General features: G+C 72.1%; 19 protein-coding genes. 6 read left to right on the top strand and 13 right to left on the bottom strand.

Features of this window, described 5'->3' with window-relative positions; translation table 11 throughout:
• Positions 1-136: 136 nt before the first annotated feature.
• Complete coding sequence (locus QF030_RS35570; RefSeq protein WP_307166667.1) at positions 137-784, bottom strand: TIGR03086 family metal-binding protein; 648 nt, start codon at positions 782-784, stop codon at positions 137-139.
• A 179-nt stretch (positions 785-963) separates the two neighbouring features.
• Between QF030_RS35570 and QF030_RS35565 the strand changes: the two genes are divergently transcribed.
• Together QF030_RS35565 and QF030_RS35560 are read left to right on the top strand one after the other, a co-directional pair.
• Entirely contained in the window at positions 964-2,217 is a 1,254-nt protein-coding gene (locus tag QF030_RS35565; RefSeq protein WP_307166666.1) for an FUSC family protein, read from the top strand.
• A gap of 202 nt (positions 2,218-2,419) precedes the next feature.
• On the top strand, positions 2,420-3,700 hold the full coding sequence (locus QF030_RS35560; protein WP_307166665.1) for a lactonase family protein: 1,281 nt from the start codon (positions 2,420-2,422) through the stop codon (positions 3,698-3,700).
• Here the strand turns inward: QF030_RS35560 and QF030_RS35555 are convergent.
• Positions 3,668-4,393: a DUF2470 domain-containing protein gene (locus tag QF030_RS35555; RefSeq protein WP_307166664.1), complete on the bottom strand. Its 726-nt coding sequence runs from the start codon at positions 4,391-4,393 to the stop codon at positions 3,668-3,670. The two genes, QF030_RS35560 and QF030_RS35555, sit on opposite strands and share 33 nt — an antisense overlap.
• Positions 4,394-4,526: 133 nt before the next feature.
• Complete coding sequence (locus QF030_RS35550; RefSeq protein ID WP_307166663.1) at positions 4,527-5,141, bottom strand: TetR/AcrR family transcriptional regulator; 615 nt, start codon at positions 5,139-5,141, stop codon at positions 4,527-4,529.
• A gap of 107 nt (positions 5,142-5,248) precedes the next feature.
• On the opposite strand from QF030_RS35550, the gene QF030_RS35545 reads away from it, so the two are divergent.
• Positions 5,249-6,856, top strand: a complete 1,608-nt coding sequence (locus QF030_RS35545; RefSeq protein WP_307166662.1) for a cytochrome P450 — start codon at positions 5,249-5,251, stop codon at positions 6,854-6,856.
• Here the strand turns inward: QF030_RS35545 and QF030_RS35540 are convergent.
• From QF030_RS35540 to QF030_RS35495, 10 genes are all read right to left on the bottom strand, one after another.
• A complete protein-coding gene (locus QF030_RS35540; RefSeq protein WP_307166661.1) occupies positions 6,821-7,648 on the bottom strand; it encodes a pentapeptide repeat-containing protein in 828 nt (275 codons plus the stop codon). The genes QF030_RS35545 and QF030_RS35540 overlap by 36 nt on opposite strands.
• A gap of 26 nt (positions 7,649-7,674) precedes the next feature.
• Positions 7,675-8,418, bottom strand: coding sequence for a PIG-L deacetylase family protein (locus tag QF030_RS35535; RefSeq protein ID WP_307166660.1), 744 nt, complete (start codon positions 8,416-8,418; stop codon positions 7,675-7,677).
• Positions 8,419-8,446: 28 nt separating this feature from the next.
• On the bottom strand, positions 8,447-9,748 hold the full coding sequence (locus QF030_RS35530) for an alpha/beta fold hydrolase (RefSeq protein ID WP_307166659.1): 1,302 nt from the start codon (positions 9,746-9,748) through the stop codon (positions 8,447-8,449).
• 127 nt (positions 9,749-9,875) lie between these two features.
• A complete protein-coding gene (locus QF030_RS35525; RefSeq protein WP_307166658.1) occupies positions 9,876-10,916 on the bottom strand; it encodes a LacI family DNA-binding transcriptional regulator in 1,041 nt (346 codons plus the stop codon).
• 91 nt (positions 10,917-11,007) lie between these two features.
• Entirely contained in the window at positions 11,008-12,432 is a 1,425-nt protein-coding gene (locus tag QF030_RS35520; protein ID WP_307166657.1) for a BNR repeat-containing protein, read from the bottom strand.
• A 75-nt stretch (positions 12,433-12,507) separates the two neighbouring features.
• Positions 12,508-12,828, bottom strand: coding sequence for an L-rhamnose mutarotase (locus QF030_RS35515; RefSeq protein WP_020127639.1), 321 nt, complete (start codon positions 12,826-12,828; stop codon positions 12,508-12,510).
• Positions 12,829-12,869: 41 nt separating this feature from the next.
• Positions 12,870-13,952, bottom strand: coding sequence for a rhamnose ABC transporter substrate-binding protein (gene rhaS / locus QF030_RS35510; protein WP_307166656.1), 1,083 nt, complete (start codon positions 13,950-13,952; stop codon positions 12,870-12,872).
• A 34-nt stretch (positions 13,953-13,986) separates the two neighbouring features.
• Positions 13,987-14,979, bottom strand: coding sequence for an ABC transporter permease (locus QF030_RS35505; protein ID WP_307166655.1), 993 nt, complete (start codon positions 14,977-14,979; stop codon positions 13,987-13,989).
• Positions 14,972-16,066: an ABC transporter permease gene (locus QF030_RS35500; protein WP_307166654.1), complete on the bottom strand. Its 1,095-nt coding sequence runs from the start codon at positions 16,064-16,066 to the stop codon at positions 14,972-14,974. The genes QF030_RS35505 and QF030_RS35500 overlap by 8 nt, the downstream gene beginning before the upstream one ends.
• On the bottom strand, positions 16,063-17,580 hold the full coding sequence (locus tag QF030_RS35495) for a sugar ABC transporter ATP-binding protein (protein WP_307166653.1): 1,518 nt from the start codon (positions 17,578-17,580) through the stop codon (positions 16,063-16,065). Before QF030_RS35495 ends, QF030_RS35500 begins: the two co-directional genes overlap by 4 nt.
• A 261-nt stretch (positions 17,581-17,841) precedes the next feature.
• On the opposite strand from QF030_RS35495, the gene rhaI reads away from it, so the two are divergent.
• The 3 genes from rhaI (at position 17,842) to QF030_RS35480 (ending at position 22,600) form a co-directional block, all read left to right on the top strand.
• Entirely contained in the window at positions 17,842-19,002 is a 1,161-nt protein-coding gene (gene rhaI / locus QF030_RS35490) for an L-rhamnose isomerase (RefSeq protein ID WP_307166652.1), read from the top strand.
• A gap of 116 nt (positions 19,003-19,118) precedes the next feature.
• A complete protein-coding gene (locus QF030_RS35485; RefSeq protein WP_307166651.1) occupies positions 19,119-21,158 on the top strand; it encodes a bifunctional aldolase/short-chain dehydrogenase in 2,040 nt (679 codons plus the stop codon).
• Between the two features lie 5 nt (positions 21,159-21,163).
• Positions 21,164-22,600, top strand: a complete 1,437-nt coding sequence (locus QF030_RS35480; protein WP_307166650.1) for a rhamnulokinase — start codon at positions 21,164-21,166, stop codon at positions 22,598-22,600.
• The last annotated feature ends 70 nt before the right edge of the window (positions 22,601-22,670 follow it).

Raw genomic sequence — 22,670 nt, 5'->3', positions numbered from 1 at the left:
GCGCCGGGTGTGCGGTCCCGGTACAGAGTACGGAACGCCGCACGGACGCCCGGCGCCATCCGTGAACTCGCCCGGGCGAGGGGCCGTGCGGTGATCACCGGGCCGGGGCGGCAGGACGCCCGTCCCGCCGCCCCTCTCAGGACGCCGGCGGTGACCAGCGCGGGTCGCGGCCGAGGAAGGCCAGCAGCGTCGCCGACGGGTCGTGGCCGTCCGGGGTCTCCCGCGCCGGGGCGAAGACCTTGAACGCGTCGCGCAGATGGTCCACGAGGCGTTCCGCCGCCGGCCGGATCCCGATGGCCGTCGCGGCCGGGAGGGGGCGGTCCTGGCCGGTGGCGACGGCGATGTCCCAGGCGTGCACGGCCGCGTCCATCGCGGCGGCCCCGAGGGCGAGGGACAGCGGCAGCGGGCCCAGCGGCGTGGGCACCTCCTCGGTGTCCGCGGGCAGCGCGGCGTACGCATCGGCCACCGCGTCCAGCACCTTCGCCAGCTCGGCCGCCGGGTCGCCGTCCAGCGCGTCTTCCGGACGGAACGGGTCGCTGCCGGGCCGGCCGCCGGTGAGCGCGAGGCCGTAGCCCTGCTGGTCGATGCGGGCGTGGTTGAGCACCTGGCGTACCGTCCACCCCTCACAGGGCGTCGCCGCTCCCCACTGCTCGTCGCCGACCGCCGCGACCGCCTCCCGCAGGTAGGCGTGCGCTCCTGTGAGGACCTCGATGCCCGGCGTGCCCGCGCCGTCGGCCCGGTCGGCCGCGGCTCCCGCTTCCGTCCCTGCTGCCTCTTCCCCCATGAACTTCCCCCTCTGCTTCAGGTATCCGGTGTCTGCCCTGGCTGACGTGAACAATCTAGGGGTACTTGCGGACAGAAACAGTCCTCAATGCGGCCGATCGACCCAGGCGGTCCTGGTCGTGTGCCGCGAGGTGGTGAAGAGACGTTCGAGGTCGCGGGGTAAGGGGAACTGGACTGTCAATGCAAGAAGTACGTGAACGAGCGGCACCGCTCGTCCGATTGGTACAGCGCCATCGGGAACCCGTCGTCGTCCAGGCACTGCGATCCGCCACCGCGGCGACGATCGCCTATGTCATCGCTCTGCGCCTCAGCCCCGAGGCACTGCCCCTCACCGCACCGCTGACCGCGCTGCTCGTCGTCCAGGTCACCCTGTACGCGACGCTCACCAACGGGATCCGCCGGGTGAACGCGGTGGTGGCCGGCGTGCTCGTGGCCATCGCCTTCAGCCTCCTGGTGGGTCTGACGTGGTGGAGCCTGGCGTTGCTGATCGTGGCATCGCTGGGGGTGGGGCATCTGGTGCGGGTCGACGAGTACGTGCCCGAAGTGGCGATCAGCGCCATGCTGGTGCTGGGCGTGACCACCGTCGGGGACACGGCCTGGGCACGCGTGGTGGAGACGCTGATCGGCGCGTTCGTCGGGCTCAGCTGCAACCTGCTGCTGCCGCCCCCGGTGTGGGTGGAAGAGGCGGGCGAGTCGATCGAGGGGCTGGCCCGTCGGCTGCGCCAGCTGATGCTGCGCATCGGCGAGGAGGCCTCCGGCCGCACCCGGGTGGAGCAGGCGGCCGCCCGGCTGCACGAGGCACGCCGTCTGGACCACGACATCGTCGAGGTGGACGCGGCCCTGCGGCAGGCGGAGGACAGCCTGCGGTTCAATCCGCGCGTGCGCGAGGGGCTGCTGCACCGGGTGGTGCTGCGCACCGGCCTGGACACGCTGGAGATCTGCACGGTCGTGCTGCGGGTGTTCGCCCGGACGCTCACCGATCTCGCCAAGGAGCGCGAGCCGGAGCCGCTGTTCCCGGACGGGACCGGCGAGGTCGTGGAGCGGCTGCTGTCCGAGATCGCCGACGCGGTGGTCAGCTTCGCGGTGCTGGTCACCACGAGCGTCAGCCTCAACGCGGACGCCGCCGAGGAACGGCTCACGGCCGAGCTGCGACAGGCCGCGGCCACCCGCGACAAGCTCGCCCAGCTGATGCTGGAGCAGCTCCAGCACGACGCCCGCCAGTGGCAGCTGCACGGCGCGGCGCTGACCGAGGCCACCCGCATCATCGACGAGCTCGACACCGAGCACCGCTCCCGCCGGCTCCTGGAGGAACTGGACCGCAACAGCCGTGAGGAGCGTGCCCGGCTGCCACGGCTGTCCCGGCTGCGCGAGCGTCTGGGCGTGCAGGACGAGCTGTGGCGCAACCGTACGGGGTTCGGCCGGCGTTCTTCCTGACGCGGCAGGACGGCTCCCGGTGGCCGGTCCTCGCGCCCGTCCCCGCGCCCGTCCCCGCCCCCGTCCCCGCGCACCGGCGCACCCGCCCGGTCCTCGGCACACCCGCCCGCCCGCCCCGCCGGGGTCCGCTTTTGCGTTCGACGGCCCGTCCGGGTCAAGGTGGCTGTCACGGCGGAGGCGTACGACGACCTGAGGTGCGGGCATGGGCAGTGGGACGGAAGCGGCGCGCCGGGGGTTGTCCCGGCCCGGACGAAGCCGGGAGCCCGGCGGAGGCTGGAGCAGGCGCCGTTTCGTCGCTCTGCTCGGCGGCGCGGCCGCCGCGTCGGCCCTCACCGGGTGCGGCGGCGACGGCGACGGCGACGGGGGGCAGGCATCGGCCCAGGACTCACCGCAGGCCGCACCGCCCGGACAGCCGTCGGCGTCGCCCGCCCCGGAGGCCTCGCGGGGTTCCGCCGGCCCCCGCCCTCTCTACCTCGGCACCTACACCTCCGCCGAGGGCGGCGGAAGGGGCATCGGGGTCGCCTCGTACGACCCCCTGTCGGGGCGGATCACCGGCCGGGGCACGATCACCGGCGTCGCGGACCCGTCGTATCTCGCGGTGCACCCGGACGGCGCAACGCTGTACGCGGCCGACGAGCGCGAGCGGGGCGCCGTGACCGCCGTGCGGCTCTCCGACGAGAAGGTGCTGGGCAGCCGGCCGACGGGTGGGGCGCACACCTGCCACGTGTCGGTCCATCCGGGCGGGCGGTGGCTGCTGAGCGCCGACTACGGCTCGGGCAGCGTGAGCGTGCACCCGATCGACGCCTCGGGGGCGCTCGGTGAACGCACCGACCGGGTGACACACCGCCGCCCGGCCCCCCGGTCGGGCCAGCAGGGGCCGCACGCGCATCAGTTCGTCACCGCTCCGGACGGCGGTCACGTCCTCGCCGTCGACTTCGGCACGGACACGGTGTACAGCTACCGCCTGGACGAGCGGGCCGGGACGCTCACGGAGGTCGCGCAGGCGCACACCCGGGCGGGCGCCGGTCCGCGCCATCTCACCTTCCACCCCGGCGGCCGGTACGCCTACCTCGCCGACGAGGCGGACGACACGGTCTCGGTCTGCGCGTACGAGCCGTCGAGCGGCCGGCTGACGATCGGCAGGCCCCGGTCCACGGGCGCGAAGGCGGACCCCAACTACCCGGCGCAGCTGGCGGTGACGCCGGACGGCCGGTACGCCTTCCTCGCCAACCGCGGTGACAACACCCTCGCCCGCTACGCGGTGGAGGCGGACGGGGCCCGGCTGCGGCTGCTCGGCACGGTGCCGGTGAAGGGCGACTTCCCCCGGCAGATCGCCCTCTCGCCGGACGGCGGCCTGCTGTTCGCCGCCAACCAGCGCTCCGGAACGGTCAGCGTCTTCCGGGTGGACGGCGCCGACGGTGCGCTACGGCCGGCGGGCGAGCCGTTCGCGTCACCCGTCGCCGTCTGTGCGCTGCCGCTGTAGGGCGCGGGGACAGGCGGCGGCCGCCGCCTGGGTGAGCAGGACGTGCATGCGCTCGGTGAGCTGGCCGACGTCGTCGGCGGGCGCGTGGAAGGGCAGGCGTACGTCGCCGTGGGCGCGGGTGCGCTCGACGCGGAGCGTCAGCCCGTGCCGGTCGACGGCGAGCGGCTGGACGCGGACGGCGCCGTGCAGGCTGTCCGGCCGGACGAGCCGGGTGAGGCGCTCCACCGCGTCGGGGTGGGCGTCGGCGAGATGCGTGAGCAGGTGCGCCTCGGCGGCGGCGAGCGGGTCGGGCTCGGCGGCGGCGAACTCCTCGAGGTCGACGACGACCGCGCCGGTGGCCTCCTTCAGCACGACGCGGGTGGCGTGGAAGGCGAGGTGGCCGTCCTCGGGGGTGAACCAGCCGGCCAGCCAGAGCCGGGCGCGGATACGGCCTCGTACGGGAACGGGCGCCACGTCCGCGAACTCCAGCACGGCGGACGGCTCGCCGCGGGGCGCGCAGATCGCGGCCGTGAGCAGGGCGCTGTCCTCGGGCACGTGCAGGATCACCCGGCCGTCCCGGTCGACGGTGTGCGCGCCGACGAACTCCTCACGCCCGCCGTCCGCGGTCACCGCGCACGACCATGAGGCCGCGAGTACCGAACGGGCCCGTTCGGCGGCGGCAGGCACGGCCGCCCAGCTTTGGCTGTCACCCATCCCAAATCCTCCTTAGGTAAGCCTTGCCTAACCTATCGGAGATCGGGATGTTCGCCAACCACGGCCGCCTTGCGGTACCGGGGATCCGCCCACCGGGCCCCCCGGGGCCAGGACGTGGACCGCCCGTCGACGATCACGCGGGACCGGCGATGACCCCCAGCAGCGCCCGCGCGCACAACTCCCCCACCTGCTCCCGCGACAGGTCCGACCCCCGCAGCCACTCCAGGCAGACCGCCGTCGTGAACGCCAGCCAGCCGCGCACGGCCAGCCGTACGTCGGCGCGCTCCTCGAAGACCGGGCCGAACTCCGGGTCGGCGCCGAGCGCCGCGAGGATCTGCCGCTCCTGTGCCGCGAGCGCCCGCCGGTAGACCCGGCGCACGGCCTGGTCGCCGGAGGCGTCGGCACGGTGGAAGGCCCGGTAGCCGTGGGCGTGGGCCGCCACGTACGCCAGGTAGGTGTCGAGGCCGGACGCCAGCTGTTCGCGGACCGGGACGCCGGGGACCGCCGCCGTCATGCGCAGCATCCGCTCGCTCTCGCGCTCCACGACCGCCGCGAAGAAGTCCCGCTTGGTGGGGAAGTAGTGGTACAGAAGCCCACGGGAGACCCCGGCGATCTCGGCGACCTGCTCGATCCACACCTCGTCGTACGGACTCTCCGAGAACAGCCGCGCGCCGACCGACAGGAGCTGCTCCCTGCGCTCCCCGGTGCTGAGTCGGCGCCGGGTGCGCTCGCCCTGATTCGCGGCCATCCCCGCACTTTACTTGACGCCGGTTCAACAGCGGCAGCAGACTGAGGCCGCTATTGAACCCACGTACAACATGCTCAACCTGCCGCTGCATCAAGGGAGATCGCGTCATGGCGGAGACGACGGGGACGACGGGGACGACGGGTGTCCCGGCCACGGCGGTGACGGCGGACACCGCGACGGTGGACGCCCTGCCGAAGGGGTTCCGCAGCGCGGAGCTCGGCTGGCCCGAGCTGGCGCGCATACCGCATCCGCCACGCCGGCTCCCCCTGCTCGGTGACGTCCTGGGCGCGAGCCGGCACACGCCCCTGCAGGACTCCCTGCGGTACGCCGGGCGGCTGGGGCCGATCTTCCGCCGCAAGGCGTTCAACCGGGAGTTCGTCTTCGTCTGGGGCTCCGCACTGGCCGCCGACATGGCGGACGAGACGCGGTTCGCCAAGCATGTGGGGCTGGGCATCGCCAATCTGCGGCCCGTCGTCGGGGACGCCCTGTTCACGGCGTACAACCACGAGCCGAACTGGCAGCTGGCGCACGACGTCCTGGCGCCGGGGTTCAGCCGTGAGGCGATGGCGGCCTACCACCCGATGATGCTGGACGTGGCGGAGCGGCTCACCGGCCACTGGGACCGCGAACTGGCCGCGGGCCGGGCGGTGGACGTGCCCGGCGACATGACCAAGCTGACCCTGGAGACGATCGCCCGCACCGGCTTCGGCCACGACTTCGCGTCCTTCGAACGGGCCCGGCCGCACCCCTTCGTGACGGCGATGGTGGGCACCCTCACCTACGCGCAGCGCCTCAACACCGTGCCCTCCCCCGCCCTGCTGCGGCGGGCCACACGCCGCAACGAGGCCGACATCGCCCATCTGAACCGCACGGTCGACGAGCTGGTGCGCGCGCGCCGTGACGGCGGCGGCGGGGACGGCGACCTGCTCGACCGGATGCTCGACACCGCCCACCCGGAGACGGGCGAACGTCTGTCGGCGCAGAACGTACGCCGTCAGGTCGTCACCTTCCTCGTCGCCGGCCACGAGACCACCTCGGGCGCGCTCTCCTTCGCCCTGCACTACCTGTCCCTCAACCCCGGGATCGCGGCCCGCGCCCGCGCCGAGGTGGACCGGGTGTGGGGAGACGCGGCCGTGCCGGGGTACGAGCAGGTCGCGAAACTGCGTTACGTGCGCCGGGTCCTCGACGAGGCACTGCGGCTGTGGCCGACGGCGCCCGCGTTCGCGCGCGAGGCCCGGGCGGACACCGTGCTGGGCGGGGAGCACCCGATGCGTCGGGGCGGCTGGGCGCTGATCCTGACGGCCATGCTGCACCGGGACCCGCAGACGTGGGGACCGGACGCCGACCGGTTCGACCCGGACCGCTTCGACGCGGCGGCCGTACGCGCGCGTGCCCCGCACACCTTCAAACCGTTCGGCACCGGGGCGCGGGCCTGCATCGGACGGCAGTTCGCGCTGCACGAGGCGACGCTGGTGCTCGGGCTGCTGCTGCGCCGCTACGAGCTGCGGCCGGACCCGGCGTACCGGCTGCGGGTCACGGAACGGCTGACGCTGATGCCGGAGGGACTGCGGATGCACCTGGACCGGCGCACACCGGCGCCCGCTCCGACACGGACGCAGACACAGACACAGACACAGACACCGTCCGGCGGGCCGGCCGCCGAGCGGGACGCGGCGCCCTCAGAGCGCTGTCCAGTGCGCGGGACGGGTGACTGATTCCGGCAGCCCGGTGCCCGCGCTCCCCCGGGCCGCGTTCAGCTGCGGCTGGGTCAGGAAGAAGGCGCCGGTCAGGTCGGCGTCGGCGAGGCGGGTGTCCCGCAGGTCCGCGCCGATCAGATCGGCCCCGCGCAGATCCGCGCCGGTGAGGTCGGCGGCGATCAGACAGGCGCCGCGGAGGTTCGCGCCCCGTAGATCGGCGCCCCGCAGACGGGCGCCCATCAGGTCCGCGCCCCGGCGCTCCTTCTTGCGCCCGCGGATACCGGCGCGAGCCAGTTCGCTGGTCCTCAGCAGCAGCACGTTGACGTCCTGGCGGTGCGCCGGGACGTCGAGGGCGATCAGCTCCTCCGGGGACAGCCGGGTGAGCTCCTCGGTCCTGGCCAGGGTCCGGCGCAGATCGTCGTGGATCGGGCGGGCGGCGGGCAGACCGAGCGCCTCGGTGAGATACCACAGGAGTTCGTGGAGCTGCCGGACGACCGGGAACACCTCGGACATCCGGCGGGCTTCCTCGGGTGCGGCCGTACGCCGGTCCCGGCCGCCGAAGGTGACGAGCGAGACCTTCTGCCCGGCGCCGAAGCAGTCGTAGACCGTGCAGCCGGTGAAGCCGCTCTGCCGCAGGCGTGCGTGGATCCCGCAGCGATGGTCCGCGCCGAGGTTGGGGCACTCCCGGCCCGCGGGCTTGTCGATCGCGAAGTCCGCGGAGCGCGCGAAGGGCAGCGCCACGCAGCACAGGCCGAAACAGTTCTCGCAGTCGCCGCGCAGCGCGGTCCGGTCCACCGTCATGTCGTGCATGCCGCCCAGCCTACTGACCTGCCCGGCTACCGGTTGAACAGCTCGAACGCCACCGCCGGCCTGCCGCCGAACCGTTCGCCCGCCGACTTCGCCACCCCGGTCAGGAAACCCCGTGCATAGCTTTCCGGCTCCTCGTCGGTCAGCGCCTCGATGTAGGCGCGGTGTTCGAGGAGCGAGCCCACCGCCCGCTCCAGACCCGCCGAGGCGTCCACGGCGTGGGTGGGCGTCGCGGAGCCGGCCACCGCGACCCAGCGCACGCCGTCCCAGGGCTCCAGGCCCTGCTCGACGAGTTCCGGGAAGATCCAGCGGTTGCCCGCGTCCCCCGCCGCGTCGAGGGTGGCCCGGCCGACCGCCACATGGTCGGGGGTGTTCCAGGCGACCCCGCCCCAGGTGTCACGGTGGTTGAGGGTGATCACCAGTTCGGGGCGGTGCCGGCGGATCGCGGCGGCGATGTCGCGGCGCAGGGCGGGACCGTACTCGACGACGCCGTCCCGGTGGTCGAGGAACTCGACCGTCGACACGCCCACCGCGGAGGCAGCGGCCCGCTGCTCCCGCTCGCGCAGCGGACCGCACTCGGCGGGCGCGACGCTGTCGATGCCCGCCTCGCCCCGGGTCGCCAGCACGTAGCCGACCTCGCGGCCGGCGTCCGTCCAGGCGGCGACGGCCGCGGAACACCCGTACTCGAGATCGTCCGGATGCGCCACCACGGCCAGGGCGCGCAGCCAGTCCTCGGGCATGGGCTGGAGCTGGGTGATCGTCGGCTCGGTCATGCCCGCACACTAACGCGTGACGCAGTCCTCACACCTCGTCACGGGCGAGGGCGAGCAGCCGGTCCAGGACGCGTGGGCCGCCGGCCCGGACGCCGTCGTGTTCGAACTCGTCGGTGACCCAGGTGCGCAGGCCGCGGACGGCACGGGCGGTGCCCAGGGAGTGGGCGGTGTCGACGTACAGGTCGTCGTGGTAGATCGCCGCCGCGACCGGGACCTCGTTGGCAGCGAGGCGCGCGGAGTCGTACAGGGGCGGCCAGTCGGTGCGGGCGGCGAGGAGTTCGGCGGTCTCGCGGAGCGGGCGCAGCGCGGGATCGGTGTCGAACATCCAGGGGTGGACCGTCTCGCCGGTGAGCAGCAGTGGTCCGTCGCCGGTGAGCGTCTTCGCCGCGTCGAACTGCGGGAACTCGGCGCGCACCCGTTCGGCCGCCCAGGCGGTGGGCCGGCTGCCCTGGCCGTAGGCCGCCTCGTGGACGAGGGCGTAGAGAGGATGTCCGGCGAAGGAGAGGATGCTCTGCATCTCCTCCTGGAAGGCGTCGGACAGCGCCGGGCCGTGCGGGGTGGGGACGAACGTTTCTTCGAGGAGATGGTGCAGGCGGTGGCTGCCCTCGCCGCCGCCGAGGAGGATGCCCAGCGTCTGGAAGGCCTCGACGGTGAGGCGGTAGCCGTTCGGGAGGGTCACCTCGTGGTGGAGGAGGTGGTCGGCGATACGGCGGACGCGGTCGGCGTCCTGCGGGTAGCGGGCGTAGTGCGCGGCGACCTTGCGCTCCATGCGCGGGTAGGCGGCGCGGTAGACGTCGTCGGCGTGCGCGTCGAGAGCGGGCAGACCGCCGGTGATCAGGGCGGCGGCGAGGCCCTCGGGGGCGAGGGAGAGGTAGGTGACCGTGCAGAAGCCGCCGAAGCTCTGGCCGAGGACGGTCCAGGGGGCGCCGCCGGTGACCTCGCGACGGATGAACTCGCAGTCGCGGACGATGGAGTCGGCGCGGAAGTGCGCCAGATAGCCGGCCTGTTCGGCCGGGCCGCCGCGCAGCGGGAGGGTCTGGCGGTTGGCCGGGGTGGAGTGGCCGGTGCCCCGCTGGTCGAGGAGGAGGACGCGGTACTCCTTCAGCGCGCGCCCGAGCCAGGCCGGCCTGCCGACGAACCGGTTGGCGCCGAAGCCTGGGCCGCCCTGGAGATAGAGCAGCCACGGCAGGTCCTGGTCCGCCCTGTCGCTCGCGACGACCTCGCGGGCGTAGAGCCCGATCGTCTCCCCGTCCGGGTCGCCGTGGTCGAGGGGCACGGTGAAGCGGCGGTCGGTGAGGACGACGCCGGGCTGGCGATAGCTGACGGACAACGGAGGCTCCCGGGACGATCGGTGTAAGGGCCGCGTCCCAGTTCAGCACATGTCGGGGTGGTGCAGGAGCCCGGGGGATCATGAACGGCTACTGAACGGGCACTCAGCACGGCTGCTGAACCGTCGCTCAGCGCGCCGAGAGGCTGGACCTGCGCACCACCAGCTCCGGCTGGAGCACCACCCGCCGGTGTTCGTGCCGGCCGGCGCCCGCTCCTGTCGCCCCTCCTTCCTCGGTCTCCTCCAGCAGCATCTCGGCGGCCAGGGCGCCCATGATGACGGCGGGCTGCCGGACCGAGGTGAGGGGGACGGCCGCGGCGGCCGCGAACTCGATGTCGTCGTAGCCGACGATGGCCAGGTCCTCCGGCACCTTCACCCCCGCCGCGTACATCGCCTGGAGCACGCCGAGGGCGAGCAGGTCGTTGGCGCAGAACACGGCGGTCGGGCGGCGGTCGCCGAGGCCCAGCAGGCGGGCGCCCGCGTCCCGTCCGGCGGCCACGTCGAGCCGCTCGGTGGGCAACTCGCGCAGGGAGTCCGGGCCGAGGCCCGCCTCGGCGAGCGCGTTCAGGGCTCCGGTACGGCGGTCGCGGACCTGGGTGAAACCGGGCGGGCCGCTGACGTAGGCGATCGAGCGGTGCCCGGCGTCGACCAGATGCCGTACGGCGAGCGCGCCGCCCGCCACGTCGTCCACGGAGACCGAGCACTCGGTGGTGCCCTCGGAGACGCGGTCGACGAGGACGAAGGGGATGCCGTGCCGGCGGAAGGAGGCGATGTTGCGGCCGGTCGCGTCGGCCGGGGTGAGCAGCACGCCCCGTACCCGCTGCTCGGCGAAGAGCGACAGGTACTCGGCCTCCTCGCCGACGCTCTCGGCGCTGTTGCAGACCATCACGCCGAGCCCGGCGTCGCGGGCGGCCCGCTCGGCGCCGCGGGCGACGTCGACGAAGAAGGGGTTGCCCATGTCGAGGACGAGCAGCCCCATGATGCGGCTGCGTCCCGCGCGCAACTGCCGGGCGGACTCGCTGCGCACGTAGCCGAGCCGGTCTATCGCCGACAGCACGCGTGCCCGGGTCTCGGTGGCGACGGTGTCCGGGCGGTTGATGACGTTGGAGACCGTGCCGACGGACACTCCGGCGGCACGGGCGACGTCCTTGATTCCCACCGGCTGGGCCATCAGGCGGGGACCTCCAGGTGAACGGGGTACGGCGGGACGGCCTTCACATTACCGTCATCCCGCCGCACCCCTGTCCGAGTGCGGATACGGGTCATGCGGGCAGGGCGAAGTCGACGACGTGGAGCGCCGAGGGGGTCGTCCCGCTCGACTTCTCCTGGTACATGATCGACAGCATGTTGTCGGCCTTGACGCGCAGTTCGTCGATCACGACCTCGCCGAAGGCGTTGAGGCCGCTGCCGTCGAAGAGCACCGTCCAGTCCGTGTAACCGGAGGCCTTGGAGGCGCCGGCGATCCGGCCGAAGGGGAAGATCGCGTACGCGTTGTCGTACTTGTCCAGGACCAGCTTGGTGCGCTGGCTGGAACCGAGGACCACGGGTATCTCCGTCTTCTGCCAGCTCCCGGAGGAGTTCTTGCGCAGGTGGAACGCGCGGCCGTTGGCCGTGCGGTCGCTGACGTAGTCGGTGGTGCACTGGCCGAAGCGGCCGGGGACGTAGCTGATGATCGCGTGCGGAAGGCCGGCGGAGTCGGTGGCCTGGCTCTCCTGGTTCATCAGGGAGTGGTCGGGGTTGAGCGCGTCCACGACGAGTCCGGCGTCCGTGACGGCGACCTTGTCGGAGCCGCCCGTGGTGCCGACGACGGTGCCCGCGTTGTTGCGCCAGGTGCGCCCGCGGTCGGTGGAGTAGACGTAGCCGGTGTCGTGGTTGGTGATGCCGCCGCCGGCGCACATCACGGCGCCGTTCTGCTCGCGCCAGGTGAAGAAGGAGTGCAGCCGGCCGTTGACGTCGTAGTCGATGCCGTGCAGGTACATGTTGCGGACGGTCGAGGAGCCGTGCTCGCTGGTGTAGGTGCCGGTGGAGCTGGACCACTCGCCGAGGTTCGTCCAGGTCGAACCGTCGTACTCCGCGAGGGCGTTGCGGCCGTTGCCGGAGATGCCGACCCGGTAGCTGAGCTGGAGTCTGCCCTCGGCGGTGGCGATGAACTGCGGGTAGGTGAACTGGGTGGTGAGCGCGAGGCCGTCGAGGGTGGTCTGTACGGCGCCGAAGACGGACGACGTCCAGGAGGTGGTCGCCGGGTTGTCCAGGAGTCCGGCGACCGACTTCACGTAGAAGAAGCCGTCGCTGTGGGAGTCCATGTTGAGGTGCAGGCGGCCGTCGCTCTTCGAGACGCCCATGGAGATGACGTTGTGCGAGTCGCTGGCCTTGAGCTGGTGCGCGAGGGTGACGGTGGACCAGGCGGTGCCGCCGAGGACGCGGCGGGCGACGACCGCGTTCTTGGTGGACGTGTACCAGGCGGCGTACTGGTAGCCCTTGTAGGTCAGCAGACCGTTCTTCTGGAACGAGTTGTTGTTGACCAGGCCGTCGTAGGACACGAAGAACAGGGCCGTGGCGTCGAGTTGCGTGGTCGCCTTCTTGGTGACCGAGGGGCCGGGGTCGGCGGCGCGGGCGGTGCCGGCGGCGAGGACCGGGGACGCCGCGGCGCTGAGGAGAGCGCCTGCCAGCAGGGTGCGTCGTCTCATCTCGGGGGACTCCATCGTCTGCGAGAGCGGGAAACGAAGGGAACGGAGCGGAGGGGAGGGAGGGGGACGGGGGTGTCAGGCGAGGTGGAACACTTCGGTGAGGGGCTTCATCGCCTCGTCGGGCCGGGCGCCGTCGAGCGACTCGAAGAACGGGGCCATCTCGGCCTGCCAACGGGCGTTGACGTCGGCGGCCTCCATACCGGCCTGGGCCGCGGCGAAGTCCTCCGTCTCCAGATAGCCGACGAGCAGGCCGTCGTCTCTCAGGAAGAGGGAGTAGTTGTGCCAGCCGGTGGCCGAGAGAGCTTCCAGCATCTCCGGCCACACGGCGGCATGGCGTTCGCGGTACTCGGCGAGCCGGTCCTGGCGGACCTTGAGCAGGAAACAGACGCGCTGCATGAAGTACCGCTCCTCCGTGGGGGGTTCGAGGCGATCGGCGACTAGAAGTTGAACTGGTCGATGTTCTTGGCGTCGAACACGGTCGGCTTGCCGAGGCTGATCACACCGTCCTTGCCGATGGTGTACGTGGTGCCGTCGGCCTTGAAGGTCTCGCCCTGCGCGCCGGTGATCTGGCCCGAGACCAGCGCCACCGCCGTCTGGGCGGCCAGCGCGCCGAGCTTCGAGGGGTCCCAGAGCTCGAAGGCGTCGACGGTGCCGTTCTTGACGTAGGTGCGCATGTCGTTCGGGGTGCCGAGGCCGGTCAGCTTGACCTTGCCCTTGTACTTGGAGCCCGACAGGTACTGGGCGGCCGCCTTGATGCCGACGGTGGTCGGGGAGATGATCCCCTTCAGGTTCGGGTACTGCTGGAGCAGGCCCTGGGTCTGCTGGAAGGACTGCTGGGCGTCGTCGTTGCCGTAGGCCACCTTGACGAGCTTGACGTCCTTGTACTTGGCGTCCTTCAGCTCGTCCTTCATGAAGTCGATCCAGGTGTTCTGGTTCGTCGCGGTCTGCGCGGCGGACAGGATCGCGATCTCGCCCTTGTAGCCGATCTGTTCGGCGAGCAGCTGCACCTCGGTACGGCCCAGGTCCTCGGCGGACGCCTGCGAGACGAAGGCGTTGCGGCACTCGGGGTTGGTGTCCGAGTCGTAGGTGACGACCTTGATCTTGTTGCTCATGGCCTGCTTGAGCGCGGTGCACAGGGCGCCCGGGTCCTGGGCGGACACGGCCATCGCGTCGACCTGCTGCTGGGTGAGGGTGTTGACGTAGGACACCTGGCTGGAGGTGTCGGTGGCGCTGGAGGGGCCGACCTCCTTGTAGCCGGAGCCCAGCGTCTTCAGGGCCGCCTCGCCGCCCTTGTCGGCGGAGGTGAAGTAGGGGTTGTTGACCTGCTTGGGCAGGAAGCCGACCGTCAGGCCCTTCTTGGTGGCCGCGCCGGGGTCGGCCTTGCCGGCGGCGGCGGCGGCGCCGGTGCTCTCGTTCTTCACGTCCTCCTTGGTCGTGCCGCCGCAGGCGGTGGCGGCGAGCGCGAGGGAGGAGACGGCGGCCAGGGCCGCACAGGCACGACGGAGGGATGACTTGCGCATCACGGGGTTCCTTTACGAGGTGAGCGAAGCGGAGTTAGACCGTCGGCGTCGGGGCCGCGGCTCTACGGCCCGCCCGTGCGACGGAGATCTGCCGTGCGACCCGGGGGCCGAGCACGGAGACGACGAGCAGGACGCCGGTGACGACGATCTGCGACTGGGCGGAGACGTCCTGGAGGCTCATCACGTTCTGCGCGGCGCCGAGCAGGAAGACTCCCGCGATCGCGCCGCCGAGCGTGCCCTTGCCGCCGTCGAAGTCGATACCGCCGAGCAGGACGGCGGCGATGACGGAGAGTTCGAGGCCGGTGGCGTTGTCGTAACGGGCGCTGGCGTAGTGCAGGGCCCAGAAGATGCCGGTGAGGGAGGCCATCAGGCCGGTCACCGTGAACAGGACCAGCTTGTGCCGCCTGACCCGGATGCCGGCGAACCGGGCGGCCTCCTCGCTGGCGCCGATCGCGAACAGCGAGCGGCCGAACGGGGTGGCGTGCAGGACGACCACGGCGATCGCGAGCAGCACGACGAAGGGCAGGAATGCCTGCGGGAGGAAGGTGTCCCCGAGCCGGCCGGCCGCGAAGTCCAGGTACTGGGTGGGGAAGTCGGTGACCGCGTCGGAGCCGAGCACGATCTGCGCGATGCCCCGGTAGGCGGCCATGGTGCCGATGGTGACGGCGAGCGAGGGGAGCCCGAGGCGGGTCACGAGCAGGCCGTTGACCAGCCCGCACACCACACCGAGCAGCAGGCAGACCGGGATGATCGCCTCGATCGTCAGGCCCTGGTTCCACAGGGCGCCCATCACCGCGCCGGACAGCCCGGCGGTGGAGGCGACGGACAGGTCGATCTCGCCGGCGACGACCAGCAGGGTCATCGGCAGCGCGATGAGCGCGATCGGCAGGGTGTTGCCGATCAGGAACGACAGGTTGAGGGCGTTGCCGAAGCCGTCCACGAAGGAGAACGAGAACAGCAGCAGGACGATGAGGAGGGCGCCGACGACCGTGTCCCAGCGGACGGCGCGGGTGAGCGACTCAGGCATGGCCGGCGTCTCCCTTCTTGACGGTGGGCTGCGCGGGGGCGGCGCCGGTCCGGGCCGCCCCCGACTTCTTCTTCAGCGCGGAGGCCACCCGCAGGGCGACGACCCGGTCGACCGCGATGGCCAGCAGGAGCAGCACGCCGTTGATGGCGAGCACCCAGACCGAACTGACGCCGAGGGCGGGCAGGACGCTGTTGATGGAGGTGAGCAGCAGTGCGCCGAGGGCTGCGCCGTAGACGCTGCCGGAGCCGCCGGTGAAGACGACGCCGCCGACCACGACCGCGCTGACGACGGTGAGTTCGTAGCCGTTGCCGGTCCCGGAGTCGACGTTGCCGAACCGGGCCAGGTACATCGCCCCGGCGAGGCCGGCGAGACCGCCGCAGAAGGTGTACGCGGCGAGGATCCGCTTGCGGACGGGGATGCCGGCGAGCCGGGCGGCCTCCGGGTTGGAGCCGAGCGCGTACAGCTCGCGTCCGCTGCCGAAGTGCTTGAGGTAGTACGCGGTGGCGATGAGGACGGCGAGCGCGATCAGCGCCAGCCACGGGACGGCCGAGAGACCGCCGGAGCCGAAGTCGACGAACGAGTTCGGCAGGTCGGCCGCGGTGATCTGGCGGGAGCCGACCCAGATGGAGTCGATGCCGCGGATGATGTACAGCGTGCCGAGGGTGACGACGAGGGCAGGAACCTGACCGAGGCTGACCAGCAGGCCGTTGAGGAGGCCGAAGCCGACGCCCAGCAGGATCGCCAGCACGATCGCGATCACCGGGTTGCCGCCGCCGTGCAGATACGTGCCGGCGGCGAAGGCGCTGATGCCGAGGGTGGAGCCGACCGACAGGTCGACGTTGCGGGTGATGACGACCAGGGACTGGCCGGTGGCGACCAGCACCAGGATGGTCGCGTTCAGCAGCAGGTCCTTGATGCCCTGCTCGGACAGGAACTCGCTGTTGCCGGCCTGGGTGACGGCGATCATCACCAGGAAGACGACCAGGATGGCGAGTTCGCGCATCTTGAAGACGCGGTCGACCAGCCGGGTGCCGCCGGACTTCGACGCCTCGGCGACGGGGGCCTCGTGGGAGGCGGTCACCGTCATGCGGCTGCCCTCCCGGTGGCTGCGGCCATCACGGTTTCCTCGGTGGCTTCGGTACGGGGGATCTCGGCGGCGAGCCGGCCCTCGTGCATCACCAGCACGCGGTCGGCCATGCCGAGGATCTCGGGCAGGTCGGAGGAGATCATCAGGACGGCGACCCCGTCGGCGGCCAGCTCACTGAGCAGCCGGTGCACCTCGGCCTTGGTGCCGACGTCGATACCGCGGGTCGGCTCGTCGACGATGAGCACCCTGGGACCGGTGGCGAGCCACTTGGCGAGGACGACCTTCTGCTGGTTCCCGCCGGACAGCGTGTTGACGGTGTCGGCGATCCGGGCGTACTTGACCTGGAGCTTGACCGCCCAGTCGAGGGAACGGCTGCGTTCGGCGCCGCGGTCCATCAGGCCGGCCTTCACGGTCGTGCGCAGGCCGGTCAGACCGATGTTGCGCTCGATCGACATGTCCATCACCAGGCCCTGGGCCCGCCGGTCCTCGGGGACCAGCGCGAGGCCGGCCGCCATCGCGGTGGAGGGCGCGCCGTTCGTCAGCCGGCGGCCCTGGACCTCGACTTCCCCGGCGTCCCAGCGGTCGATGCCGAAGACCGCCCGGGCGACCTCGGTGCGCCCGGCGCCGACGAGTCCGGCGAGGCCGACGATCTCGCCGCGCCGGACCTCGAAGGAGACGTCGGTGAAGACACCCTCCCGCGTCAGCCGGCGGACGCTGAGGGCGACCTCGCCCGGTGTCACGTCCTGCTTGGGGTAGAGCTCGTCGAGGTCACGGCCGACCATCCGGCGGACCAGGTCGTCCTCGGTCATGTCCGCCAGCGGTTCGCTGGCGATCCAGGCGCCGTCGCGCAGGGTGGTCACCCGCTGGCAGATCTCGAAGATCTCCTCCAGCCGGTGCGAGATGAACAGCACCGCCGCGCCCTGCTCACGCAGGGTGCGCACGACGCCGAACAGCCGGGCGACCTCGCTGCCGGTGAGAGCGGCGGTCGGCTCGTCCATGATCAGGACGCGGGCGTCGAAGGAGAGCGCCTTGGCGATCTCGACGATCTGCTGGTCCGCGATGGACAGGCCGCGCGCCGGACGGTCGGGGTCGAGTTCGACGCCCAGGCGCCGCATCAGATCGGCGGTGGCCGCGTGGGTGGCCTTGTGGTCGATGCGGCCGAGGGCGCGCCGGGGCTGGCGCCCCATGAAGATGTTCTCGGCGATCGACAGGTCGGGGAAGAGCGTGGGCTCCTGGTAGATCACGGCGATACCGGCGTCGCGGGCGTCGCCGGGGCCGTGGAAGACGACGGGCTCACCGTCGAGCAGCACCCGGCCCGCGTCGGGCCGGTGCACTCCCGCGAGGGTCTTGATGAGCGTGGACTTGCCCGCGCCGTTCTCGCCGGCGAGGGCGTGCACCTCACCGGGGAACAGCTCCAGGGAGACGCCCCGCAGGGCGCGAACGGCGCCGAAGGACTTGGCTACGTCCCTCAACGCCAGCACCGGGGCCGGTCCCGCGTCGGACGGGTGGGTCATGGATGGCTCCTCGACGACGCCCGGGACGTGCCCTCACGGCGTCGTGAAAGGTTTCAACTGGATTGCCGGGACGTTAGGCAGCCCGGCCATGTCACGTCAATGGGTACGTCTCGAAAAGTTTTCGATAGCCGAAGGTCACGCGGCGGTCACGGAGAACGAAGCAGCCCAGAGGGCTTGACACTCTTCCCGCAGCCTCATAGCTTCCCGTTCTGAATCGTTTCATCCGGGAGTTGTTCCGGACCGATGTCACAGGAGCCCGAAGTGACCGACCTCGCCGCGGTGAAGGCCGCGCTGAAGACCCAGGCCGTCGAGACGCCGTCGTGGGCGTACGGGAACTCAGGCACCCGTTTCAAGGTGTTCGCCCAGGAGGGCGTCCCCCGCACCCCCCAGGAGAAGCTGGACGACGCGGCGCAGGTGCATCTCTTCACCGGCGCCGCCCCGACCGTGGCCCTGCACATCCCGTGGGACAAGGTGGAGGACTACTCAGCACTTGCGAAACATGCCGAGGACCGCGGCGTGAAGCTGGGCGCGATCAACTCCAACACCTTCCAGGACGACGCCTACAAACTGGGCAGCGTCTGTCACCCGGACGCGGCGGTGCGGCGCAAGGCGCTCGATCATCTGCTGGAGTGCGTCGACATCATGGACGCGACCGGCTCCGCCGATCTGAAGCTCTGGTTCGCCGACGGCACGAACTATCCCGGCCAGGACGATCTGCGGGAGCGGCAGGACCGGCTCGCCGAGGGCCTCGCCGCGGTGTACGAGCGGCTCGGGGACGGGCAGCGGATGCTGCTGGAGTACAAGTTCTTCGAGCCCGCCTTCTACTCGACGGACGTGCCGGACTGGGGCACGGCGTACGCGCACTGCCTGAAGCTCGGGCCCAAGGCGCAGGTCGTGGTCGACACCGGGCACCACGCGCCCGGCACCAACATCGAGTTCATCGTCGCCACGCTGCTGCGCGAGGGAAAGCTCGGCGGGTTCGACTTCAACTCGCGGTTCTACGCGGACGACGACCTCATGGTGGGTGCCGCCGACCCGTTCCAGCTGTTCCGGATCATGTACGAGGTCGTGCGCGGCGGCGGGTTCACCTCCGACGTGGCGTTCATGCTCGACCAGTGCCACAACATCGAGGCGAAGATCCCGGCGATCATCCGGTCCGTGATGAACGTGCAGGAGGCCACGGCGAAGGCGCTGCTGGTCGACCGGACGGCGCTGGCCGCCGCCCAGGCGTCCGGGGATGTGCTCGAGGCGAACGCGGTGGTCATGGACGCGTACAACACGGACGTGCGTCCGCTGCTGCGTGAGGTGCGGGAGGAGATGGGGCTCGACCCCGACCCCATGGCCGCGTACCGGGCGTCCGGGTACGCCGAGAAGATCGTCGCCTCGCGGGTCGGCGGGGAGCAGGCGGGGTGGGGGGCGTAAGCGTCCGCCGTCACCTGTCCGTCGCGGACTGCGGGCCCGTCGTGGCTGGTCGCGCAGTTCTCCGCGCTCCTTCGGGGCGCGCTCCGTCCCCCGCGTTCGAGAAGTAAGGAATCCGCATGTCCACCCACCCCGAAGCCGCCGCCCTGCTCGGTCGGTCCCACCGGCTCGGCGCCGATCCCCGTAACACCAACTACGCCGGCGGCAACACCTCCGCCAAGGCCTCCGACACCGACCCCGTGACCGGCGGGGACGTCGAGCTGATGTGGGTGAAGGGGTCCGGTGGGGATCTCGGCACCCTGACCGGGGCCGGGCTCGCCGTGCTGCGACTGGACCGGCTGCGCGCTCTGAAGGACGTGTACCCGGGCGTCGAGCGCGAGGACGAGATGGTCGCCGCGTTCGACTACTGCCTGCACGGCAAGGGCGGCGCGGCGCCCTCGATCGACACCGCCATGCACGGGCTCGTCGACGCCGCCCACGTCGACCACCTGCACCCCGACTCCGGGATCGCGCTCGCCTGCGCCGCCGACGGGGAGAAGCTGACCGCCGAGTGCTTCGGCGACAGCGTGGTGTGGGTGCCCTGGCGGCGGCCCGGCTTCCAGCTGGGACTGGACATCGCCGCCGTGAAGGCCGCCAACCCGCAGGCGATCGGCTGCGTCCTCGGCGGGCACGGGATCACCGCCTGGGGCGACACCTCCGAGGAGTGCGAGCGCAACTCGCTGCACATCATCCGGACCGCCGAGGCCTTCCTCGCGGAGAAGGGGAAGGCCGATCCGTTCGGGCCGGTCCTCGAGGGTTACGAGGCGCTGCCCGAGGACGAGCGTCGGGAGCGGGCCGCCGCGCTCGCGCCGTACGTGCGGGCCGTCGCCTCCCAGGACCGCCCCCAGGTGGGCCACTTCACCGACTCCGACGCCGTGCTCGACTTCCTGGCCCGGGCCGAGCACCCGCGGCTCGCCGCGCTCGGCACCTCCTGCCCGGACCACTTCCTGCGCACCAAGGTGCGGCCGCTGGTCCTGGACCTGCCGCCCAGCGTCGCGGTGGAGGACGCCGTCGCGCGCCTGAAGGAGCTGCACGCCGAGTACCGCGAGGAGTACGCCGCCTACTACCGGCGGCACGCCGACGCCGACTCCCCCGCGATGCGCGGCGCCGACCCGGCGATCGTGCTCGTCCCGGGCGTGGGCATGTTCTCCTTCGGCAAGGACAAGCAGACCGCGCGGGTGGCCGGCGAGTTCTACGTCAACGCCGTCAACGTGATGCGTGGCGCGGAGGCGGTGTCCGCCTACGCGCCGATCGAGGAGTCGGAGAAGTTCCGCATCGAGTACTGGGCCCTGGAGGAGGCCAAGCTCCAGCGGATGCCCGCGCCGAAGCCGCTGGCCACCCGGGTGGCCCTGGTCACCGGTGCCGGCAGCGGGATCGGCAAGGCCATCGCCCGGCGCCTGGTCGCCGAGGGCGCGTGTGTCGTCGTCGCCGATCTGAACGCCGAGAACGCGGCCGCCGTCGCCGAGGAGCTCGGCGGGCCCGACAAGGCCGTCGCCGTCACCGTCGACGTCACCTCCGAGGAGCAGATCGCCGGCGCCTTCCGGGCCGCCGCGCTCGCCTTCGGCGGGGTCGACCTCGTCGTCAACAACGCCGGCATCTCCATCTCCAAGCCGCTGCTGGAGACGTCGGCGCGCGACTGGGACCTTCAGCACGACATCATGGCCCGCGGGTCGTTCCTCGTCTCCCGTGAGGCGGCGCGGGTGATGATCGCCCAGGAGCTGGGCGGCGACATCGTCTACATCGCGTCGAAGAACGCGGTCTTCGCCGGCCCCAACAACATCGCCTACTCCGCGACCAAGGCCGACCAGGCCCACCAGGTCCGGCTGCTGGCCGCCGAGCTGGGTGAGCACGGCATCCGCGTCAACGGCGTCAACCCGGACGGTGTGGTGCGCGGGTCGGGCATCTTCGCGGGCGGCTGGGGCGCGCAGCGGGCCGCGACCTACGGCATCGAGGAGGAGAAGCTCGGCGAGTTCTACGCCCAGCGGACCATCCTCAAGCGCGAGGTGCTGCCGGACCATGTCGCGAACGCGGTGTTCGCGCTCACCGGCGGCGAACTGACCCACACCACCGGACTGCACGTCCCCGTCGACGCGGGTGTGGCGGCCGCGTTCCTCCGGTGACGGCCGTGCGGTCGTACGCGGCGGTCGACCTCGGCGCGTCCAGCGGGCGCGTCATGGTCGGCCGGGTGGGCCCGGACTCGCTGGAACTGGCCGAGGCGCACCGCTTCCCCAACCGGCCGGTCCGGGTCCCGGAGGGACTGCGCTGGGACGTGCTGTCCCTGTACGCGGGGGTGCTGGCCGGGCTGCGGGCGGCCGGCCGGGTGGACTCGGTCGGCATCGACAGCTGGGCCGTGGACTACGGCCTGCTGGACGCCGACGGAGCCCTTCTCGGCAACCCGGTGCACTACCGGGACGCCCGTACCGAAGGGGTCGCCGAGAAGGTGTGGGCGACCGTGCCGGCGGCCGAGCTGTACGCGGCCACCGGCCTCCAGTACGCCCCCTTCAACACCCTCTACCAGCTGACGGCGGCCCGCGACACGCGGCAACTGGCCCATGCGCGGCGCCTCTTGCTCATCCCCGACCTGCTGACCTACTGGCTGACGGGCGAGCAGGGCACCGAGCTCACCAACGCCTCCACCACCCAGCTGATCGATCCCGCGACGGGCGACTGGTCGTACGGCGTCGCCGCCCGGCTGGGCATCGACCTGGAGCTGTTCGCGCCGCTGCGGCGGCCCGGCGACCCGGCGGGGCTGCTGCGGGCGGAGGTGCTGGAGGAGACGGGGCTGACCGGGCCCGTACCGGTGACGACGGTCGGCTCCCACGACACGGCCTCGGCCGTGGCCGCCGTCCCGGCGACCGGCGAGCGGTTCGCCTACATCTGCACCGGCACCTGGTCGCTGGCCGGTCTTGAGCTGACGGCGCCGGTGCTCACCGAGGAGAGCCGGGCCGCCAACTTCACCAATGAGCTGGGGCTGGACGGCACGGTCCGCTACCTGCGCAACATCATGGGGCTGTGGCTCCTGCAGGAGTGTCTGCGGGCCTGGGGCGACCCGGACCTGGGCGGGCTGCTGCGGGAGGCGGCCGCCGTGCCCGCGCTGCGCTCGGTCGTGGACGCCGGGGACGCCGCCTTCCTCGCGCCCGGGCGGATGCCGGAGCGGATCGCCGAGGCGTGTCGCGCGTCCGGGCAGCCGGTGCCCGCCTCCTCCGCCGAGATCACGCGGTGCATCCTCGACTCGCTGGCCCTGGCCCACCGGCGGGCGATCGCGCAGGCCCAGCGGCTGGCCGACCATCCCGTGGACGTCGTCCACATCGTCGGCGGCGGCACCCGCAACGCGCTGCTGTGCCAGCTCACCGCCGACGCCTGCGGACTGCCGGTGGTGGCCGGCCCGACGGAGGCCGCGGCCCTCGGCAACGTGCTGGTCCAGGCGCGGACGCACGGACTGGTCGGCGACCGTGCCGACCTGCGCCGGCTGCTCGCCCGTACGCAGCCGCTGACGCGCTACACGCCGCAGGGCGACGCCGAGCGGTGGCGCGAGGCGGAGGCCCGGCTCGCCACGCGGTGAGCCGGGGTCTCCCCCGGGCCCCTGCACCGGACTAGTCTGCACTCATCCGATGACCTACCCGCAAGGAGCC

Origin of the sequence: Streptomyces rishiriensis (assembly GCF_030815485.1) — a bacterium.
GTDB classification, from domain to species: Bacteria; Actinomycetota; Actinomycetes; order Streptomycetales; family Streptomycetaceae; genus Streptomyces; species Streptomyces rishiriensis_A.
The sequence above is the reverse complement of the archived record's forward strand: the minus strand, read 5'-3'. Positions and strand labels throughout refer to the sequence as shown.

What these genes read in the sequence shown, in the direction of transcription:
- QF030_RS35570 (WP_307166667.1), bottom strand. Translation starts at nt 784, where the DNA reads ATGGGGGAAGAGGCAGCAGGGACGGAAGCGGGAGCCGCGGCCGACCGG.
- QF030_RS35565 (WP_307166666.1), top strand. Translation starts at nt 964, where the DNA reads ATGCAAGAAGTACGTGAACGAGCGGCACCGCTCGTCCGATTGGTACAG.
- QF030_RS35560 (WP_307166665.1), top strand. Translation starts at nt 2,420, where the DNA reads ATGGGCAGTGGGACGGAAGCGGCGCGCCGGGGGTTGTCCCGGCCCGGA.
- QF030_RS35555 (WP_307166664.1), bottom strand. Translation starts at nt 4,393, where the DNA reads ATGGGTGACAGCCAAAGCTGGGCGGCCGTGCCTGCCGCCGCCGAACGG.
- QF030_RS35550 (WP_307166663.1), bottom strand. Translation starts at nt 5,141, where the DNA reads ATGGCCGCGAATCAGGGCGAGCGCACCCGGCGCCGACTCAGCACCGGG.
- QF030_RS35545 (WP_307166662.1), top strand. Translation starts at nt 5,249, where the DNA reads ATGGCGGAGACGACGGGGACGACGGGGACGACGGGTGTCCCGGCCACG.
- QF030_RS35540 (WP_307166661.1), bottom strand. Translation starts at nt 7,648, where the DNA reads ATGCACGACATGACGGTGGACCGGACCGCGCTGCGCGGCGACTGCGAG.
- QF030_RS35535 (WP_307166660.1), bottom strand. Translation starts at nt 8,418, where the DNA reads ATGACCGAGCCGACGATCACCCAGCTCCAGCCCATGCCCGAGGACTGG.
- QF030_RS35525 (WP_307166658.1), bottom strand. Translation starts at nt 10,916, where the DNA reads ATGGCCCAGCCGGTGGGAATCAAGGACGTCGCCCGTGCCGCCGGAGTG.
- QF030_RS35520 (WP_307166657.1), bottom strand. Translation starts at nt 12,432, where the DNA reads ATGAGACGACGCACCCTGCTGGCAGGCGCTCTCCTCAGCGCCGCGGCG.
- QF030_RS35515 (WP_020127639.1), bottom strand. Translation starts at nt 12,828, where the DNA reads ATGCAGCGCGTCTGTTTCCTGCTCAAGGTCCGCCAGGACCGGCTCGCC.
- rhaS (WP_307166656.1), bottom strand. Translation starts at nt 13,952, where the DNA reads ATGCGCAAGTCATCCCTCCGTCGTGCCTGTGCGGCCCTGGCCGCCGTC.
- QF030_RS35505 (WP_307166655.1), bottom strand. Translation starts at nt 14,979, where the DNA reads ATGCCTGAGTCGCTCACCCGCGCCGTCCGCTGGGACACGGTCGTCGGC.
- QF030_RS35500 (WP_307166654.1), bottom strand. Translation starts at nt 16,066, where the DNA reads ATGACGGTGACCGCCTCCCACGAGGCCCCCGTCGCCGAGGCGTCGAAG.
- QF030_RS35495 (WP_307166653.1), bottom strand. Translation starts at nt 17,580, where the DNA reads ATGACCCACCCGTCCGACGCGGGACCGGCCCCGGTGCTGGCGTTGAGG.
- QF030_RS35485 (WP_307166651.1), top strand. Translation starts at nt 19,119, where the DNA reads ATGTCCACCCACCCCGAAGCCGCCGCCCTGCTCGGTCGGTCCCACCGG.